19 protein-coding genes are annotated in these 15,936 nt (G+C 48.8%); 6 read left to right on the forward strand and 13 right to left on the reverse strand.

Annotated elements, in window-relative coordinates:
* Nucleotides 1-90: 90 nt before the first annotated feature.
* From EZJ49_RS12820 to EZJ49_RS12835, 4 genes are all read right to left on the reverse strand, one after another.
* Nucleotides 91-927: an alpha/beta hydrolase family esterase gene (locus tag EZJ49_RS12820; protein ID WP_262552567.1), complete on the reverse strand. Its 837-nt coding sequence runs from the start codon at nucleotides 925-927 to the stop codon at nucleotides 91-93.
* A gap of 8 nt (nucleotides 928-935) precedes the next feature.
* Nucleotides 936-1,523, reverse strand: a complete 588-nt coding sequence (locus EZJ49_RS12825; protein WP_262552569.1) for a hypothetical protein — start codon at nucleotides 1,521-1,523, stop codon at nucleotides 936-938.
* 174 nt (nucleotides 1,524-1,697) lie between these two features.
* Entirely contained in the window at nucleotides 1,698-2,480 is a 783-nt protein-coding gene (locus tag EZJ49_RS12830; protein ID WP_262552570.1) for a CDP-diacylglycerol diphosphatase, read from the reverse strand.
* Between the two features lie 17 nt (nucleotides 2,481-2,497).
* Nucleotides 2,498-3,118: a hypothetical protein gene (locus EZJ49_RS12835; RefSeq protein WP_262552571.1), complete on the reverse strand. Its 621-nt coding sequence runs from the start codon at nucleotides 3,116-3,118 to the stop codon at nucleotides 2,498-2,500.
* A 142-nt stretch (nucleotides 3,119-3,260) separates the two neighbouring features.
* On the opposite strand from EZJ49_RS12835, the gene EZJ49_RS12840 reads away from it, so the two are divergent.
* The 4 genes from EZJ49_RS12840 to EZJ49_RS12855 all read left to right on the forward strand — a co-directional run bounded on the left by EZJ49_RS12840 (nucleotide 3,261) and on the right by EZJ49_RS12855 (nucleotide 6,511).
* Nucleotides 3,261-4,304, forward strand: coding sequence for a P1 family peptidase (locus EZJ49_RS12840; protein WP_262552572.1), 1,044 nt, complete (start codon nucleotides 3,261-3,263; stop codon nucleotides 4,302-4,304).
* 7 nt (nucleotides 4,305-4,311) lie between these two features.
* Entirely contained in the window at nucleotides 4,312-4,794 is a 483-nt protein-coding gene (locus EZJ49_RS12845) for a hypothetical protein (RefSeq protein WP_262552573.1), read from the forward strand.
* 97 nt (nucleotides 4,795-4,891) lie between these two features.
* Nucleotides 4,892-6,190, forward strand: coding sequence for a hypothetical protein (locus EZJ49_RS12850; RefSeq protein WP_262552574.1), 1,299 nt, complete (start codon nucleotides 4,892-4,894; stop codon nucleotides 6,188-6,190).
* 84 nt (nucleotides 6,191-6,274) lie between these two features.
* Nucleotides 6,275-6,511, forward strand: a complete 237-nt coding sequence (locus EZJ49_RS12855) for a ferredoxin (protein ID WP_262552575.1) — start codon at nucleotides 6,275-6,277, stop codon at nucleotides 6,509-6,511.
* On the opposite strand, the gene EZJ49_RS12860 is transcribed toward EZJ49_RS12855, so the two are convergent.
* The 4 genes from EZJ49_RS12860 to EZJ49_RS12875 all read right to left on the reverse strand — a co-directional run bounded on the left by EZJ49_RS12860 (nucleotide 6,508) and on the right by EZJ49_RS12875 (nucleotide 10,448).
* Nucleotides 6,508-7,095, reverse strand: coding sequence for a PepSY-associated TM helix domain-containing protein (locus EZJ49_RS12860; protein WP_262552576.1), 588 nt, complete (start codon nucleotides 7,093-7,095; stop codon nucleotides 6,508-6,510). The genes EZJ49_RS12855 and EZJ49_RS12860 overlap by 4 nt on opposite strands.
* Nucleotides 7,096-7,100: 5 nt before the next feature.
* A complete protein-coding gene (locus EZJ49_RS12865; RefSeq protein ID WP_262552577.1) occupies nucleotides 7,101-7,559 on the reverse strand; it encodes a DUF4920 domain-containing protein in 459 nt (152 codons plus the stop codon).
* Nucleotides 7,560-7,575: 16 nt separating this feature from the next.
* A complete protein-coding gene (locus EZJ49_RS12870) occupies nucleotides 7,576-9,723 on the reverse strand; it encodes a TonB-dependent receptor domain-containing protein (protein WP_262552578.1) in 2,148 nt (715 codons plus the stop codon).
* A gap of 188 nt (nucleotides 9,724-9,911) precedes the next feature.
* Entirely contained in the window at nucleotides 9,912-10,448 is a 537-nt protein-coding gene (locus tag EZJ49_RS12875) for an SRPBCC family protein (protein ID WP_262552580.1), read from the reverse strand.
* A 212-nt stretch (nucleotides 10,449-10,660) separates the two neighbouring features.
* Between EZJ49_RS12875 and EZJ49_RS12880 the strand changes: the two genes are divergently transcribed.
* Both EZJ49_RS12880 and EZJ49_RS12885 read left to right on the forward strand, forming a co-directional pair.
* On the forward strand, nucleotides 10,661-12,418 hold the full coding sequence (locus EZJ49_RS12880) for a tetratricopeptide repeat protein (RefSeq protein ID WP_262552581.1): 1,758 nt from the start codon (nucleotides 10,661-10,663) through the stop codon (nucleotides 12,416-12,418).
* Between the two features lie 231 nt (nucleotides 12,419-12,649).
* Entirely contained in the window at nucleotides 12,650-13,264 is a 615-nt protein-coding gene (locus EZJ49_RS12885) for a hypothetical protein (RefSeq protein WP_262552582.1), read from the forward strand.
* Between the two features lie 2 nt (nucleotides 13,265-13,266).
* On the opposite strand, the gene EZJ49_RS12890 is transcribed toward EZJ49_RS12885, so the two are convergent.
* From EZJ49_RS12890 to EZJ49_RS12910, 5 genes are all read right to left on the reverse strand, one after another.
* On the reverse strand, nucleotides 13,267-13,611 hold the full coding sequence (locus EZJ49_RS12890; RefSeq protein WP_262552583.1) for a hypothetical protein: 345 nt from the start codon (nucleotides 13,609-13,611) through the stop codon (nucleotides 13,267-13,269).
* A 125-nt stretch (nucleotides 13,612-13,736) separates the two neighbouring features.
* Nucleotides 13,737-14,264: a peptide-methionine (R)-S-oxide reductase MsrB gene (gene msrB, locus EZJ49_RS12895; protein WP_262552584.1), complete on the reverse strand. Its 528-nt coding sequence runs from the start codon at nucleotides 14,262-14,264 to the stop codon at nucleotides 13,737-13,739.
* Between the two features lie 111 nt (nucleotides 14,265-14,375).
* Nucleotides 14,376-14,798, reverse strand: a complete 423-nt coding sequence (locus tag EZJ49_RS12900) for a DUF4288 domain-containing protein (RefSeq protein WP_262552585.1) — start codon at nucleotides 14,796-14,798, stop codon at nucleotides 14,376-14,378.
* Nucleotides 14,799-14,881: 83 nt separating this feature from the next.
* The gene (locus tag EZJ49_RS12905) at nucleotides 14,882-15,499 is read right to left on the reverse strand and encodes a tRNA-uridine aminocarboxypropyltransferase (RefSeq protein ID WP_262552586.1); all 618 of its coding nucleotides are present in this window, start codon (nucleotides 15,497-15,499) and stop codon (nucleotides 14,882-14,884) included.
* A gap of 6 nt (nucleotides 15,500-15,505) precedes the next feature.
* On the reverse strand, nucleotides 15,506-15,871 hold the full coding sequence (locus EZJ49_RS12910; protein ID WP_262552587.1) for an AgmX/PglI C-terminal domain-containing protein: 366 nt from the start codon (nucleotides 15,869-15,871) through the stop codon (nucleotides 15,506-15,508).
* Between the last annotated feature and the right edge of the window lie 65 nt (nucleotides 15,872-15,936).

The following is a 15,936-nucleotide window of genomic DNA, read 5'->3' on the forward strand; positions in this document are numbered from 1 at the left end:
TTCTACTCATTGTGAAATATCAGGGGAGACCTTGTCTCAAAAAAGTACAGAGGTCCTAAGACAAAGCGTCTCGAACTTCTGTGCGAACGCTTAGCGGGAACGGGACTTTATCATACTGAGAAAAAGAATCGTCACATCGAAGGTGTTCGGCGAAGCAAAGGTGTATCCCGCGGCCCCGCCACTCCACGCATGCCCCATGCCCGGCACACGAATATAAGAAACCATCGCACCCCCGGAAGCCTTCCAACGAATGAAATCTTCAGAATCTGCGACCTTCGTGAAAGAGGAATTCAGCTGACCGTCATCCGAATGATCCAAAAAATAAAGTCCCTGCTGCAAAGACTTCTGGGCATGACTGCTGGTGGATATCTTGTCCTTTTCACCGCGCACGATGATGATTTCCTGCAATTTCCTGTGGGAAATGTCGCGACTGCATTTTAGGGCCTTTTCGCCCAGGTCATTTTCGCCCTGTCTGTAACGGCTTAAAATTCTGTAGGGGGCGCCGGAATGAATTAGGGCGGCTTTAAAAATATCCGGATAACAATAGGCAAAGTGAGCCGCCAGCACACCTCCGGCGGAAAAGCCACCCACATAGATTTGCTCCGGGTCCACCAGACCTTTTTTTACGAGTTCTTGAATATGGTCTGTGATTTCCTTCAGCTTCCCCTGATTGCGCTTTTGATTGGCAGGCAGGAACCAGTTCCAGCAGGTCAATGGATTCTTAAGAACAGACTGCTCGGGAGTATAGATGATCGCATCCAGCCCCATCCACTGCTGTTTTTCCGCAAGGCCCGTCAGGTCCATGAATTCCTGCGCCGACTGCGTGCAGCCGTGCAACCACAAAATCAAAGGGCGTGGTGCAACTGATTGACTGAAAGCCGGAACAGTCCAGCCCACAGCCACCAGCAATAAAAGAAGTTTTGCCAAACAAGTCATTAGTTATTGGGACGGATATCAATATTAGGAGTGTTGGGTTTACCGTAGCTATAAATCGGAGTGATTAAGCCCGGATACTGCTGCAACAGCGCATTTGGATTTAAGACACTAACAACCGCAAGAATATTTCCAACAGAAGGATTTTTCTGCAAGTTGGAGTTCACGACAGCGGAAATAAAGGTCTGAATGATCGCGCGTCTTTGCGCATCGGCCAGAACCTGCTTTTCATAGAAATGATTGTTGATCATCATTTGATTTACGATCTGCAGGTTATTGTGCAACATCACATCAGAAAACTCCACCGCGTTAATACGACGAAGAAGATACTGAATGTGCGCTTCAGCGACCTGTTCCAACTGCAACTGCAAAAGACGCTGATTGATTTTTTTAGTCAACAAGGCCACAGACTGATCATTGTTTGCCAGAAGTTCCAAAATGATAGTGGCCTGGGCCACACTGAAAGTCGGATAAACGATCTGTCCTGTGGTGGCTTCACCCATTTCAGCATCAGTCATTTTCACCAGCTTAGCGGAGGCGGTGAAAGACACTCCCAGACTGCATAACACGACAACGACAATCTTTTTCATAATAGGCTCCTTGGTAAAATTGGATAAGGAGTTCTATTAAAGATTCTCTCGGGTTACAAGACCCCACGCGGGAAAACGATAAAATGTCCAAGACTGTCCAAAGACTTTGCTGTTCCCGAAAAACGCAGAAACATGGGCCTCACACAGCTTCGTTGTGAGGCCCCACTCCCCAGTTTACTTGTTTGCAACCTTAAGCTGGGGACAGTCGTGATTCTGGATTTCCTCGATGGACCCCCGGCTGCCCGTGGTACGATCCACCCGACTTGCCAACAGAACCAGACTTAAAGGCTCCGCTTTATTTTTTACAGCCACCAAGGCCAGGCCGAACTCACCCATGTGCTCTTTGGCGCCGGGAACTTCCTCTGCCAGCAACTTGAAAGCATTTTTGTTTTCCAAGTCCTGTACGGAAATCTTTTTGGCGAAGTATTCGTGTCCCAAAACTCCACCGGGCACCACAGCCCATCCGGCATGAAACAGCATCAGATCTTTGGCGATTTGCGCTTGTACTTCCGGTTTGGGACAGGATACGTGAATATGCAGTTGATTCTGACTGCGCCCGTACTGAGAATTAACGGCCAAAGATACCGCCTCCGGAGCGATGGCGGACCCATGCTTTCTTTCCATATAGCTGCGCGCCTTCCAGGCCAGATCAAAGTAATTGGTGACATCGGAATTTAGCAGCTCGGCACTTTCAATGCCGGTAATTTTAGCGGTGGGCATAAGAAGGTATTGCAGCTCTCCCACCCGGTCTTTAAAAACAACATAGCCATGGGGCTCGCCCTTGGCCAGATTCACTTCGATACAGGGATTTTTCGCCTGATCCCCTGATTTTGCCAGAGGCAGGCATTTTTCACTGATAATATTCCAAAGGGCATCTGAACGCAGAGGTGCTTTCAATGAAGCGCAACCCACAACAACTAAAAACACCGGCACAGCTAAAAAGAATCTTTTTGTCATGCCTCTTATTCTGCGTCTTACAAACGGGCCTTGGCAACAACTTCCACAGCACACTGATAACGGTATTGAGAAGCAGGCTCTGCGGCGGCATTGGCTTTACATTCGTGTCTTAGCTCTTTAGGCCCCATGATAAAGTATCTGCGACGTTCATAAGCTCTGTGACTGGTCACTGTTCCGCGAGAAGTGATCTGACAGCTTACTCCGTATTTTTCAGAACAATCCGACAAGGCATCACGCTCGGCCTCATGGATAGCTGAACTGCGACATGCCTCCTCTGTCGTTTTGTTTTCATTATAGTCGCCAAAACCTGATACAGAGGAAATGTAAGTCGGATATTGCACAATTCTTTGGGCCACGATTTCGCAGCGGTAGAATTCACGCGCGTCACTGTCACAGCGACTTAGCACGGCACTGCTAATACGGCTGGCGCGATAGCGGGCTTGTTCCACACAGTCATTTTGGTCGATCCCCACGGCGACAACCTTTTCTGTGGCTTCAGCCTGTCCTGCGCGAATGCGACGACGCTCGACTTCCTCAAGAAGTTGTTTTTCAGATTGCGACGGTTCTGCGGCCTTCACCAGAATGGAATGACTACACAGAGACAAAAAGATCAAACTTGTTAACAATTGGATTTTCATAAATTCCCCCCGGGGCTTTCCTTTAGCAAGGCTGATACCAACCGAGGTGGGAGCATTATGCCACCTTATAGAACTTGCAGGGTCAGGGGCGTTTGCATATCATTAGGTCTTCTTTAAGCAACGACAACAAGGAGATTCCCAGATGAAATACAACTTCCGCCCTGGCCCCCGCAATCTTATCACTGACGTCGAAAACATCCGCGTCGGCCAAGCAGAAGACACCCAAGTATGGAGTGGCGTTTCCGTACTTCTCTTTGATGCTTCGGCTGTGGCAGCAGTCGATGTTCGCGGTGGAGCTCCCGGAACTCGTGACACTGATGCCCTGAATCCCAGCTGTCTGGTGGATAGAATTGACGCCATTGTTCTTAGTGGGGGCTCGGTCTTCGGCCTGGGCGCCTCCTCTGCAGTGACAGATGTGCTGGCGTCCCGTGGTATCGGCTTCCCTATTGGCCCGGCCCGCGCCCCGATTGTTCCCAGTGCGGTTCTTTTTGATCTGCTGAATGGAGGCAACAAAAGCTGGAATGATAAATCCCCTTACGCAGAACTGGGTCGTAAAGCTCTGGATGCAGCGTCTTTGGATTTTAAACTAGGCTGTGCCGGTGCAGGTTACGGGGCCAAAGCCGGTCCATTGAAGGGCGGCTTGGGAAGTGCCTCTTCTATTTCCGGAGACGGACTGCAAGTTGGTGCCATTGTGGCTGTGAACTGCGTCGGCAGTCCGATTATGCCGGGCCAGTCCTCATTCTGGGCATGGCCCTTTGAGCAGGCCAACGAAATGGGAGGTCAGCCAGTGCCAACATCCTCTATTGATTTTAATTCTGCCGCAGAGGCCTGGACGGGATCTCCGCTGGACAGTCTGGCGGGGGAAAACACCACCATCGGAGTTGTGGCCACCAATGCGCGCCTGACAAAATCGGAAGCCCAGCGTGTGGCGATCATGGCTCAGGACGGTTACGCCCGTTCGATCCGTCCGGTGCATACCCCGTTTGACGGAGACACCGTATTTGCTGCCTCCACCGGCATGTGGGGTCAGGATATTAAAGAGCGCGCAGATCTGGTGAATCGTATCGGCTTGGTTGCTGCCGACTGCCTGGCGCGTGCGGTGGCTCGCGGAGTTTATGAGGCCACAGCTTTGGGGAACTTCCCATCTTATCGTGATGTTCATGGCAAAAATCTTCGCGGTAAGTAGGATATTTATGACTCTGCGCTTTTTGATCATCTTCTTAAGCTTGTTTTTCACTTTTGGCTGTGCCAGTACAACCACTCTTCCAACTGGTTGTACTGGAAAAAATGTTCCACCAGATGCTTACAGTCTTTGGCAAAAGCCACCTGAAGAAGTCCATTCTGCAAGGGCGCAGGAAGATGCTCCGATGATAAAGGCAGCAACCCGTTTCTCTGTCTATCTTCAGCAGAAGGACCAGGACTCAAGTGGCTTTGTCCAATTCACAGTTTCTAAGGATGGAGACTACTATATCCTTTCCGACTTTTACCCACGCATGAATGTTCTGGACCTTGCTGACAAAAATGTTTCCCTGACAGCCGACGCCTGGGGACCGGTTCGGGGGTGCAGCACCATGAACAAATCCCTGCGCTTTAAACTGAAAGCCAATAGCAACTATGCTTTGGAAATCATCAGTCGCGACAGCCGCAAGGTGAATATCCTGATCTTGCCCTTGTAAGGCAACACTCGACCCCGCCTTAGATTCTTAACAAGAACAAAAATGAAGATGTGGAGGCTTATCTGGATCATGGTTTCATATAGTACGGAGTGAAGCCATGACACGAATGATGATACAGATCACAATTCTTCTGCTGGGATCATTAAGCAACGCCGCTGTCTGGACGGATGTCAACCAGTGGTCTGAAGAGTGGGAAAACCGCTACTCTGCCTGGGTTAAAAGCGAATGGAATAAGAACTTCTTTTCCCGCACGCAGCTTCCCAACGGGCAATCCAATCCTTACTATGGTCTTCGTGTGGATTGCGCCGATGCCGTTTATTCAATGCGAATTATCTTTGCCTACGAACATCGTCTTCCCTTTGCCATGAAAGATCCCACATATTCATCGTCACGGATTTCCAATAAAATGAGCCGTTGGGATCGCTTGCGGGAAATTGATCGCGTTCGCGGTTTTTTGCTTTATATCCATGAAACCGGCAGTACACGCTCGCTGCCTTCTGACACCTATCCGGTGGCTATTGGTCGAAAAACCATGCGCTCTGGAGGCGTGCTGACAACAACTCCCGTCAATCACCATTCATGGACAATCAAAGAAATTCTGCCCATCGGTGTTCCTTATCTGGTTTACAATTCTGTTGTCGGGTCACATTCCGGTTTTGGAATGCAGGAACGAAAGTCCTGGCCCAATCCAAACTGGGTGTTTGAAGGCGACTACAGTTCTTCCAGCGGGGCGGGATTCCGCTATTGGCGGCCTATTGCCAGCCTTGGTAAACCCATTTGGGAAGTCCCCGGCTACAGCACAGAACAATTCCGTATTCCACTGCAAAGCTGGGCCAAGACCCTGCAATCTCGTCTGAAGTTGCGCGACGAAGAGGACGGTCAAATGATCACGCGGCTGATCGACAACGTCTGTGTCGGATTTAAAGACCGTGTATCTTACGTTAACGATGCGCTTTCCTATAAACGTCAGTATCCAGGCTGCATGTCCTATGAAGCCTTTGATATTTATTCCTCCCCCAGTCGGGACGAACGGATCTTTGATGATCTGATGTTGTTACGGCGCTCTTACAGGGAAGTGCTTCAACGCAATGACGGCCGTGATTTAAGTGCTGATCAGAAGGCCCGGCTGCGCAAGATTTTCCCATACATCAGTCAAAGCGCTGCCAGTGAAGCCCGACAAATGCCTGTACAGAATGTCACGGAAGACTCTGTTTGTGTGGTGACCTACTCTTCCAGCCGCAGCATGGACATGGCCGAATTCAAGCGCCGTCTGTTTGCAGGATGGATTTCCAACAACCCCAATGAACGAGCGGAATACCGCTGGGGCCTTCTGCGCGGCCCTTCAGATCATGCCCGCGCCTGTCCTTCGTGGGGCGGATGGAGTCCTAGGTTGTAAAAAACCTGTTCTTTTTTGATCCGGATCAACGCCGAAGGACCGCTCTTTCCGTAATCTAAGATCGTCCCCCCTGTTGGAGATCTTATGGAAAAGGAAAACACCGCAAACCCCGTCAACTTCCCCCAATTCTTTGTGGGAGCCGACTGCCTAAGCTGCGGAGCCTGCTGGAAAGAGGCCCCCAGCAATTTCCGAAGCCATGACATTGAAGCCTCAGCCTACGTGTACCGCCAGCCGCAGTCAGAGAAGGAACTTCAGGAATGCAAAGCCGCACAGGCGATCTGTCCTGTTGCGATCATTGGCTGCATAAATAGCCTTAGTTAAACATAAAGAAAATAGAACGCCAGCGGAATGACTAACCCCGCAATCACCAAAACCCAGCCGCGGCGGCCGAAGCCGTTGGCGCCTTTGACCATAAACAGTCCCGAGAGGCTTAGATAAATCAGCAGTATGGCAAATACATCGGCGACATAGGTCCATACGCGTTTGGCTTTATTTAGATGCAGATAGTTTGCGAAAAACAGGCCCGGTCTTTTCTCGGTGGTTTCCACATAGGCCTGTTGTTTGGTTTCGTTCCACACGACGCGGGAACCTTCATAGAAGAAAATAATCTCTTCCTGAGTATCCCGCACCCGGCTGCGGAAAGAAGTGGTGATCCCAAGTTTTTGCGACAAGGCCTTTTCAAACTCGTCAGACTCTGGATTCGTTGGCAGATCACTTACCGCCTGCTCGGACCTGGTGATAACATAGCTCGGATTCCAGGAATCAATATGATTCACGGCGATTCCAGAGATCGCATAAATTAGAATCAAACCAACACAGAAATAGCCGATATCCCGGTGAAAAGACCTGTTCAGGACGAACAACTTTTTTCGCCAATCAACGCCGTTTTCACCGGATCGCTGCATGTTTCTTAGTTCCCCTGGATCACAGCGCCAGTGGCTTGAACCTGATAAACCACCATGGCTTCTTTTACAGAGGCTGGATCAAAGGGCTTTTTGTTCTCTTCAGCGATGTGCTGCAAATAATTTTTGGTCTGTTCCAATGACAGATTGATCTTTTTAAACTCCCCTTTGGCTGCCGCTTTTTTGCCACGGGATTCAAGAGGGAAAACGATCTCTCCGTCATTGACCTTGATTCTGACTTTTTCGTTTTGATAGTCACTGGTCAACTGCATCCAGCAGCCGCGTTTTTCGCAGACATCCACGATCACTCCGGAAACTGTCACTTCTTTACCGACGTAGGATTCGGGATTTTTCATGATTTTGGACATCGGCACCGCATCGGCAAACTTGGCCCCTGCCCCGAAATTTTTATCCGCAAAAGCACTCATGGAGAAAACAGTTACAAGAACAAAGATCATCTTTTTCATTTTAATCTCCTAAAAATTAGAATACCGCTGCCAGCGACAGACTGTAGTTTCGTCCCAGTTCAAATGTCCCGCTGGGGCTGTTATGAACCGAATACTTGCGGTCAAACAAATTGCTGACTCCAAGCCCGACATCCAAGCGGCCCAGTTCACGAACTCGTGGTGACCAACGCATATTCAAACCATACACATCGTAAGATGGCGTACCATACCCCGCCAACAAATATCTTTCAGAAAGATTTCTTTGCGCGCTTACAAACTGAGCGTCTGCGCCGACTTCCAGATTCAAAGAACGGAACTCATAACCTGCTGCAACTCCAAACTTGTCCGCCGGAGCCGATACCAGCGGTTCGCTCAGCGTGGTGGCCGTGTACATGTCCGGGCAGTCTTTGCAATCCATGCGAATCATGGAATACATGGTTTCAAACTCCCAATTGCCCCAATCCATCTGAGCCTGTGCTTCCACCCCACGACGCAGAACAGTCGAAAGATTACGGTATCTATAATCCCGGTGCGTGGCAGTTGCCGGCCCCGCCGGAATACGTTTGCCATTTTCAAGCCGGTACATTTCCGGCATCCACTCAATATAGTCACCAATGGTTTCGTCGAAGTAAGTCACCTTCAAACGACGTGGCTCGACAGAGTCCGGGGTTTTGAACAAGACCGAAACCTCTTTGGAAAGCGCACGCTCTTCATTCAAAGCCGGATTCGGGGTGCTGGTGCATTCCTTCGACGGACGATGACAGCGCCACGGCTTTCCCGTGCCGTAATACATCTCACGAACATTCGGTGCACGATTGGAAACTCCATATTTACCAGAAATCTTCACCCAATCTGCCGGAGCATAGGAAACACCCACCATACTGGACAGCGTATCATCATCACGGCTGGGGCTGTTTAAGCTCAGCTTATTGGATTCGCGGTGATAACTGCTGTAGCGGACCCCGGCCATCAGCACCACCTTATCCTCTGCGATACTAAGACTGTTTTCTGAAAACACGCTGCCATCATATCCCTGAGACTCCCCAAAGTACGGACTGTTCGTGCCGTCATCTTCAGAAATCCGGCTTCCCACACCTTCAATTCCGTTTTTTGACTGAAGCATCAATGTCGGTGACAACGGGAACACGGAAACTCCGGCCAGCTTCAGCCCGCCGTTTTCCAAGCGGTCTTCCACCCGGCCCACCGTGGACTGCGTCCCCCGGAAAGCCGTGTGCGTGTTTTTAATGGATTCCGTCTTATTGAAATAGGAAAGGAATTCGTACTTGAAGTTAGAACTAAGACTTTGCTCGTGGTTAACCACCGCTTCAAAAGTGGTGCTGCGATAGTCCGAATTGGATTCTTCGTAACCCGCAAGGTAAGCAGCATCATTGCTTTGCGTATCGGAATACTCGGCTTTAATGTCCGTCTTTGCAGTGCCCGTTTGATGAACGTATTTCCCAAGATAGGTGCTGCGCTTGGATTCCCCACTTTCAGTCTGACGACTGTCGTCGGATTCATTCGGAGAACCTGATTCCACGCGACTGCTGTTTCTTAAAGTCACCCCTGCCAAAACCGAGGATGTTTTATTGATACGGGCTGCGGTATGAACCGAGCGCGCCGTACCTTCCGTGGCAGAATCACCTGCCACTTTGACTTTTGTGGAAACATTTTCTTTCCCAATAAGTATGTCTTCCGGTGTGATAGTTCTGTACTGAATCGTTCCACCAATGGCGCCGTTGATGGAGCTCACCGAGTCAGCTCCATTTTGAACAGTGATGTCTGAAAGCATTTCGGTCTCAACAGCCACGCCAGAGGCCATGCCATCCTGGGTGGATTCTGCGCGCTGGGCCCCATCGACTTTCTGGATAACCCGAAAACCATCAAGGCCCCGGATCGAGATCTTTTTATTTTGCAGTTCGCCGCCGCCAATAACACTGACGCCGGGGACTTTTTGCAGAATTTCACTGACATCCCGTGGATTGCCTTTAAGAAGGTCTGCTCGGGGAATGACTGTTTCTGAATTGATGGATTCGTAAGCGCGGTTCTTGCCGTCTTCCTTTTCATCAGTTACCTGAATGGCATCCAATAGATAGGATTTTTCTTCAACACTGCTCACCCCTTGTGCATTTGCAAAGGATTGCAGTAAAAGCGAAACCAACATCAGCGATAAAGACTTTGAATTCACAGTCCCCCCTGTCGAATCTCAAGATCACCAAGGGGTATCAATCAGCAGACTTTTTTGTCCAATAAATGCCGGATTCAGAAGACAGATGAAAATCAAATGTGGGCTCAAGCGAACGACTGTTCGCTCTGAAAGACGCCCACCTCACCCCTGCGCCGCAACAAAGGAATGTAACCGACAGAATGCGACCCCTAATGGCGGCGGTCGCTTAGGTATTTTTCAAGCTTATCAAAGGACTCGGACCAGCCCTGGATACAATCCTTTTGAAACTCATTGGGAATTCCTTCTTGAGAAAGCTTGAAGCGACTTGTGTTGTTGTCCAAAGCTTCAAATTCAAAGGTGATATATGCCATCTCGGGCCACTGTCCCGGCATCTTGGCTTCTTCAGGGGAAATGGCATTTCCATCCGTGTCCGCAAACTGATCAGTCATCACGATGCGCTGATTTGTCACGATCTCTTCAAAGTGCCCGGTCATTCCACCGGAGCCTTGTTCGTAACCTTTCATATTGATGAAGTATCGGCCCCCTTCACGGAACTCCAGATCAACTTGATCTGTATAAATTCCTTCCGGCCACCACCACTTCTTTAAACTTTCTGAAGTTGCGAATGCGGCAAAAAGCTGATCGACGGGGACATTAAACTTGCGATCCATCTCCAACAGCTTTGCTGTCGGTGTGGATTGCTTGTGAACTGAAGATTGAGTGCCTTTGGCTTGTGAGGTCTGCATAAAAAACTCCTTCGCTAAAAGTCGCCTTCAGGCTATGCCAGGTTATTCTCGAAAGATACGATTATTCAGATTCTTCTTCGTCATAAAACCCCCTATTGGCCTAGGTTTCCGGCGATCTCATTATGATCAAAGACGAGTCCTTGTGACGAAGATCATTAATTTCATTTTAAATTTGTAAAGTTCTTTACAATGCAATCTGACAAGGAGAATCGATGCGCCCATCCTTCAAGACCCCTGCAAGTATCGCCGTTCTGCTCGCCCTGACCGCTTGTGGAAGCTTACCCACGAAAGAATCCCCGCTAACGAAATCCCCTGAACACAATATCTTTCTTCCCGCTTCCGTGGCGGATTCCGTCAGTGTTCGTACAGATGCTGACTACAATTTTATTTTGGGTGAAGTCTATAGCCGGGAAGGAAATGCGGCCCGTGCCATCGAGTCCTTCGAAAAGGTTCTAACTGCGGATCAGACATCCTCTACCATTCATATGCGCCTGTCGGCAGAATACTTAAAAACCGACAAGATGCCGAAAGCCATCTTCCATGCTGAACAAGCCGTGGCCACAGACCCCAAGAACATCGAAGCACATCTATTTTTAGGTGGATTGTATTCCGCCGAAAAGCTCTACGACAAGGCCATTGCGCAGTACAATGTGGTTCTGCGCCTGCAACCCACAAATGATGAAGCCCCTGTGTACATTGGTTCTTTGTATGCTGATAAAAAAGACTTTAAAAAGGCCGAACACTATTTCCAGTCACTTTTAAAGAACCCGAACTATGACAGCCCCCATGTGGCACACTACTACCTTGGCCTGATCCGCCTGGATCAAAAAGGGTCTGTGCACCAAGTCGCCGCGGAAAAGGCCTTTAAAAAATCTTTGCAGATCAAGCCTGATTTTGAGGATGCTGCCGTATCATTGGCAAACTTTTACTTGCAGAATAACGAGCGTGCCAAAGCTCTTTCATTCTGTCTTGAATTTCAAAAGCAAAGCCGTTTCAACCACAGCGTGGCTGACATCATTGCCCAAATTTATATTGAAAATGGAGAATCCGATAAAGCTTATGAGCAGCTGGAACTCATTGCCGGAAACTCTGAAGGGTCTGGTGACACTCAGCTAAAGATGGCGCTTCTTTTGATTGAACAAAAAAGATTCCATCAGGCGGCAGCCAAACTAAAGGACATCGTGACCAAGTCTCCGAACGCGGATACGGCTCGCTATTATCTTGCCGCCGTTTATGAAGAAACCGGCGAGGCGGAAAATGCCATTCGCGAATACATGCAGGTTCCGTCGTCAAGTGCCCACTTCAGTGAGGCCATTGTGCATGCCGCCCATTTACTGAAAGGTCAGGGAAAACTCAATCAAGCTTTGGATATCACAGCCAAAGGGTTTAAAGCAAAAGCCGACAAGCCTCAGGTTTATACAATGTACGCCTCTTTGCTGGATGCAAAGTCAGATTATCTGGGGGCTGCCCGCGTTCTGGAAGAGGGGCTGACAAAGTTCTCTCACAATGTGGGTCTTCTTTTCCAGCATGCCTTGATGCAAGATCGACTGGGAAAAAAGGATGTGATGATCGCGCAGATGAAAAAGGTACTGGAAATAGAGCCTAACCACGTGCAAAGCATGAGCTATCTGGCCTTCACATTGGCCGAACTGAACCAGCATCTGCCTGAAGCTGAACGACTGGCCCGTCGCGCTCTGGAGTTGGAGCCGACGGATGGCTATGTCTTGGATACACTGGGCTGGGTTCTTTTCAAACAGAAAAAGTTTTCTGAATCAATCCAGATTCTGGAAAAAGCCTACGGCTATCAATCCTCTGCCAGTATCATCGCTGAGCATTTAGCAGATGCGTATTCGATGCAGGCCATGAACAAGGAAGCCAAGGCGATGTACGACAAGGCCGCGGTTCTGACAACAGATATGACCCGCACCCGAGAGATCAAAAGCAAAATCCTGAAGTTGAGCGCCAACTAAGCAAAGCCGCGGCACCAACATCATGCTGGTGCCACAAGTCTTACCCACGATGGTCTTGTGGGTCGCTCTGCCGAGTTCCCGGCAGAGCGCCAGTCCCCCGACAGGGGGCCTTGCCGGAATTTCGGCAGCCCCGTATTCAGATATAATAAAAACACATTTGATGCCCCCTAAAGCCCGGCATGGTCGATGCTTTATTTGAAGGTATAACAAACGCCATTTATGGGGGATTCTATGAAATCAGTATTTTTGAATATCAAAGCAGCCTTAATGACGGTCATCCTATGTCTTCCACTGTTCAGTCAGGCTGGTATGACACTTAAAAATCAGACGGGCTATCCAGCGAATTACACTGTCATGAAAGGACGTCTGGTCATCGCCCGCATACCTTCAATTGCACCCGACTCTCAAGTATTCATTCCCACAGATGATACCTTTCAAGTGACAGCTGTAACCATTATCGACGGCAACACTTACACTTCGGCCCCTCTGGATGTTTCCGGTCCTACCCAATTCCTTGCCCAGGTGATACAGGTTCCGTCTCAGGGTGCTTACGAATTTAATGTGATAGCACTTCCGTCCTCCAGCCCAAATGTCTTGCAGTTCCAAAAGACGACGATGTCATCCGTAACGTTCATCATTAGCAGAAATGGCAGGCCGCTACAGAACATTGTAGTGAACAACTCTTTCGACATCCAAGAATTGGCCATAGAAGATGATTTTTACATCCAAGCCGTGATCGCAGGTTTCACCACGGACCTTTACACAACAAAAAATCCGAACGCGACTGTTACTGCGACAGAAGATCGTTCGGCTTTTGATGGCTATTTTGTTCTGGATATTCAGTAGGACTAGTATTCTTCGTCGGGCTCACCGTTATAGCGACACTTGGCATCTGTGTGAATCTGCTTCTTGCCGCTAAGACGGTTTTCAGTGGTGATGGTTTTATTGTCATGATCCACAGTCACAACATACTTGTCATTGGCGTAGTCCTTTACCTGACCATTCTGCCAGCGTGGTGACAGGAAGCCTTCATCGTTGGAGACCGTCAGAAGAATGGCGATATCCGCTTCGATCATCAGAACATCCTCTGTCTTGCTCTTAACAGCATCAAAGCCTTTGCAAGTGATTGTTCCATCCGCCAGGGCAGATGACGCAAAAACTGACATCAAAGAAAACAAGATCCACTTTTTCATAAGGCCTCCAATTTTTTATACCACCACCTGCTGCTGCAAGGGGCCTGCCCGCACCAGATGGCTTATAATCATTTTAAAGCACTTAAAGCTGTTAGCTCCCTAATGGGGTGACAAACTAGGGCAGATTACTTTTTCTTTCTCTCTTCCTTTTTCGGGAACAGCGACAGATAGCGACCATAGCCTTTGGCTTCCATTTCCTCTAACGGAATAAACTTCAGGGCTGCAGAGTTCACACAGAACCTCTTGCCCCCTTTATCCTTCGGACCGTCGTCAAATAAATGTCCCAAATGGGAATTGGCTTTTTTCGAGCGCAGCTCTGTGCGTTCAACTGACAGCTCATGATCCGGTCGAGTGACTATTACGCTGTCATCAATGGGTTTGGTAAAGCTGGGCCACCCCGTTCCGGAGTCGTATTTATCTGTCGAGCTGAAAAGCGGCTCTCCACTGACGATATCAACATAAATGCCATCTCTTTTATTGTTCCAGTAGGCATTATCAAAAGGTCTTTCCGTGGCAGCCTGCTGGGTGCATTGGTACTGTAACGGTGTGAGTGTTTTCTTCAACTCCGCATCGGAGGGTTTTACATATTCATTTTCCTTGGCGGAAAGAATACTGACAAAGAACAGACTTAAGATAAAAATCCCAACCTTCATAGTGACCCCCAAAACGGCATAATTTCTGAAATTTTAAGCCTGTGGCAGGGATAAATCCAAGATAAAGATTTGTAACAAAAAAGCCCCGTTCCCGGGGCTTTTCCTAGATCTTTAGATGTAGGAACCTAGTTCCTTGCTCATAAATCTTTTGCGCATCTTAATCGTGCTTTGAGTTTCCAATCGTCCCAGTTTGCGAACGATCAAATCTGCCTTGGAAGCTTTTTTTGTCAAAACTTCTGTTGAAGCAAAAAGCTCAACACCGTTTTCCAGAGTTTCATAAAGCTCAAACACGTCACAAGCATTCAGATACTCTGTGCGCACCGCTTGATTTTCAAAGTTAGTATATGTGTATTGACTGTATTCCTTGGCATCTTTTTCCGCCGCTTTTACCGCAGCATTGGCATTTGCAGCCTGAAACAGAACCACGCGCTCTTCAAGCAGCTCTGCAAAAGCCTGTTTGCCCTTGGCACTGGATTTACCTACGGCACGAGTGATATAAAGCGTTTTAACGGCGAACCATTTTTTGTTTTTCATTGTCTTTTCCCCAATCACAAATCCGACTATACTGATCCGACCATCAAAACGTCAACAGCCAAGGCCCTGATGATTAAACACCGCTAAAAACTCACGTTCTGCCCACGCCCCTGTAAGGTTGCGGCAAGTTTTTTCCGGTACAAATCCAGCATACTGTCCCCGACATCCTCGCCTTCAACGATTCGCAAAGCCAGCGCGATGGCTTCAAGCGTGGAAAGCCCCTCGCTAAAGTGCTCTTTGCGTAAATGGTAGCGGGCCGTATTGGCAGCGCCGATTTTCACACGCGGCAGATGACTAAGTTCCGGGTGCCGGGTATTGAGCTTACTGGCCTGACGCCAGTTTCCATCTGTCACAATCAGTTGAATCGGCTTTTGCGGCTTAATATCTTCCAAGTTCACAGCATCGTCTGAAGGAAACAGCACATAGCTTTCATATTCTGGTACCAACAAAGAGCTTAGATCCAGACGCTCGGTGGATTGCCCTCGCACATACATGGCTGAATTAACCAGCGCATGAAGTGCCAGCCGCCCCGTGTTTGTAGTTCGCTTAAGTTCTTTGGCATGAATGATCAGAATGATCCGGGTTTTCAGGTCATGCTTCGGGATCGAATCACAAATGCAACGCTGACGATGCAAAAAACACGTCGGACAAGGGTCTATCGTTTTCCGTTTGCGCAAAGCGGGCCTGGCAGTCATAGACATCCAGGCCTACTGAACGATCAGCTCAAGACTGACCTTGGCTCTGGAATCTTCTGCAGAAGGCGGAAAGCGCATGGACTTGATTTTAGTAAGGACGCAGTCTTCAAAATCCGCATCCTTAAAGGTCATATCGCGAATACGCGGACTTCTGACATAGCCTTCGTCATTCTGAATCCACACCAGCGTGGCGGTTCCCTTAAGCCCTGGGGAGCGTCGAACCGCGTCTTGAACGCAGGCCTGAAAAAGTCCTTGATTTTGATCGAGTGCCCGAGAAGTTGCCTTTTCTGTCGCGGCAAGGTTTTCTTCCCTTGTCGGAACACTTGTACAGGAGGCAATAAATAACATGAACAATGCAATCAGAACTTTTGTTTTCAATGAAGACTCCTTGAATTGGTCCTATCCTAGCAGGATGCCCGCGGCGTGTCTTTAAGTTCTAACAA

The organism is Bdellovibrio bacteriovorus (assembly GCF_025558485.1).
Classification (GTDB): domain Bacteria; phylum Bdellovibrionota; class Bdellovibrionia; order Bdellovibrionales; family Bdellovibrionaceae; genus Bdellovibrio; species Bdellovibrio bacteriovorus_G.

Bases quoted from the DNA above. Each gene is read 5' to 3' on its own strand.
- EZJ49_RS12885 (WP_262552582.1), top strand. From the start codon at position 12,650: ATGAAATCAGTATTTTTGAATATCAAAGCAGCCTTAATGACGGTCATC.
- msrB (WP_262552584.1), bottom strand. From the start codon at position 14,264: ATGAAGGTTGGGATTTTTATCTTAAGTCTGTTCTTTGTCAGTATTCTT.
- EZJ49_RS12840 (WP_262552572.1), top strand. From the start codon at position 3,261: ATGAAATACAACTTCCGCCCTGGCCCCCGCAATCTTATCACTGACGTC.
- EZJ49_RS12845 (WP_262552573.1), top strand. From the start codon at position 4,312: ATGACTCTGCGCTTTTTGATCATCTTCTTAAGCTTGTTTTTCACTTTT.
- EZJ49_RS12865 (WP_262552577.1), bottom strand. From the start codon at position 7,559: ATGAAAAAGATGATCTTTGTTCTTGTAACTGTTTTCTCCATGAGTGCT.
- EZJ49_RS12880 (WP_262552581.1), top strand. From the start codon at position 10,661: ATGCGCCCATCCTTCAAGACCCCTGCAAGTATCGCCGTTCTGCTCGCC.
- EZJ49_RS12825 (WP_262552569.1), bottom strand. From the start codon at position 1,523: ATGAAAAAGATTGTCGTTGTCGTGTTATGCAGTCTGGGAGTGTCTTTC.
- EZJ49_RS12850 (WP_262552574.1), top strand. From the start codon at position 4,892: ATGACACGAATGATGATACAGATCACAATTCTTCTGCTGGGATCATTA.
- EZJ49_RS12900 (WP_262552585.1), bottom strand. From the start codon at position 14,798: ATGAAAAACAAAAAATGGTTCGCCGTTAAAACGCTTTATATCACTCGT.
- EZJ49_RS12860 (WP_262552576.1), bottom strand. From the start codon at position 7,095: ATGCAGCGATCCGGTGAAAACGGCGTTGATTGGCGAAAAAAGTTGTTC.
- EZJ49_RS12855 (WP_262552575.1), top strand. From the start codon at position 6,275: ATGGAAAAGGAAAACACCGCAAACCCCGTCAACTTCCCCCAATTCTTT.
- EZJ49_RS12905 (WP_262552586.1), bottom strand. From the start codon at position 15,499: ATGTCTATGACTGCCAGGCCCGCTTTGCGCAAACGGAAAACGATAGAC.
- EZJ49_RS12875 (WP_262552580.1), bottom strand. From the start codon at position 10,448: ATGCAGACCTCACAAGCCAAAGGCACTCAATCTTCAGTTCACAAGCAA.
- EZJ49_RS12830 (WP_262552570.1), bottom strand. From the start codon at position 2,480: ATGACAAAAAGATTCTTTTTAGCTGTGCCGGTGTTTTTAGTTGTTGTG.
- EZJ49_RS12835 (WP_262552571.1), bottom strand. From the start codon at position 3,118: ATGAAAATCCAATTGTTAACAAGTTTGATCTTTTTGTCTCTGTGTAGT.
- EZJ49_RS12890 (WP_262552583.1), bottom strand. From the start codon at position 13,611: ATGAAAAAGTGGATCTTGTTTTCTTTGATGTCAGTTTTTGCGTCATCT.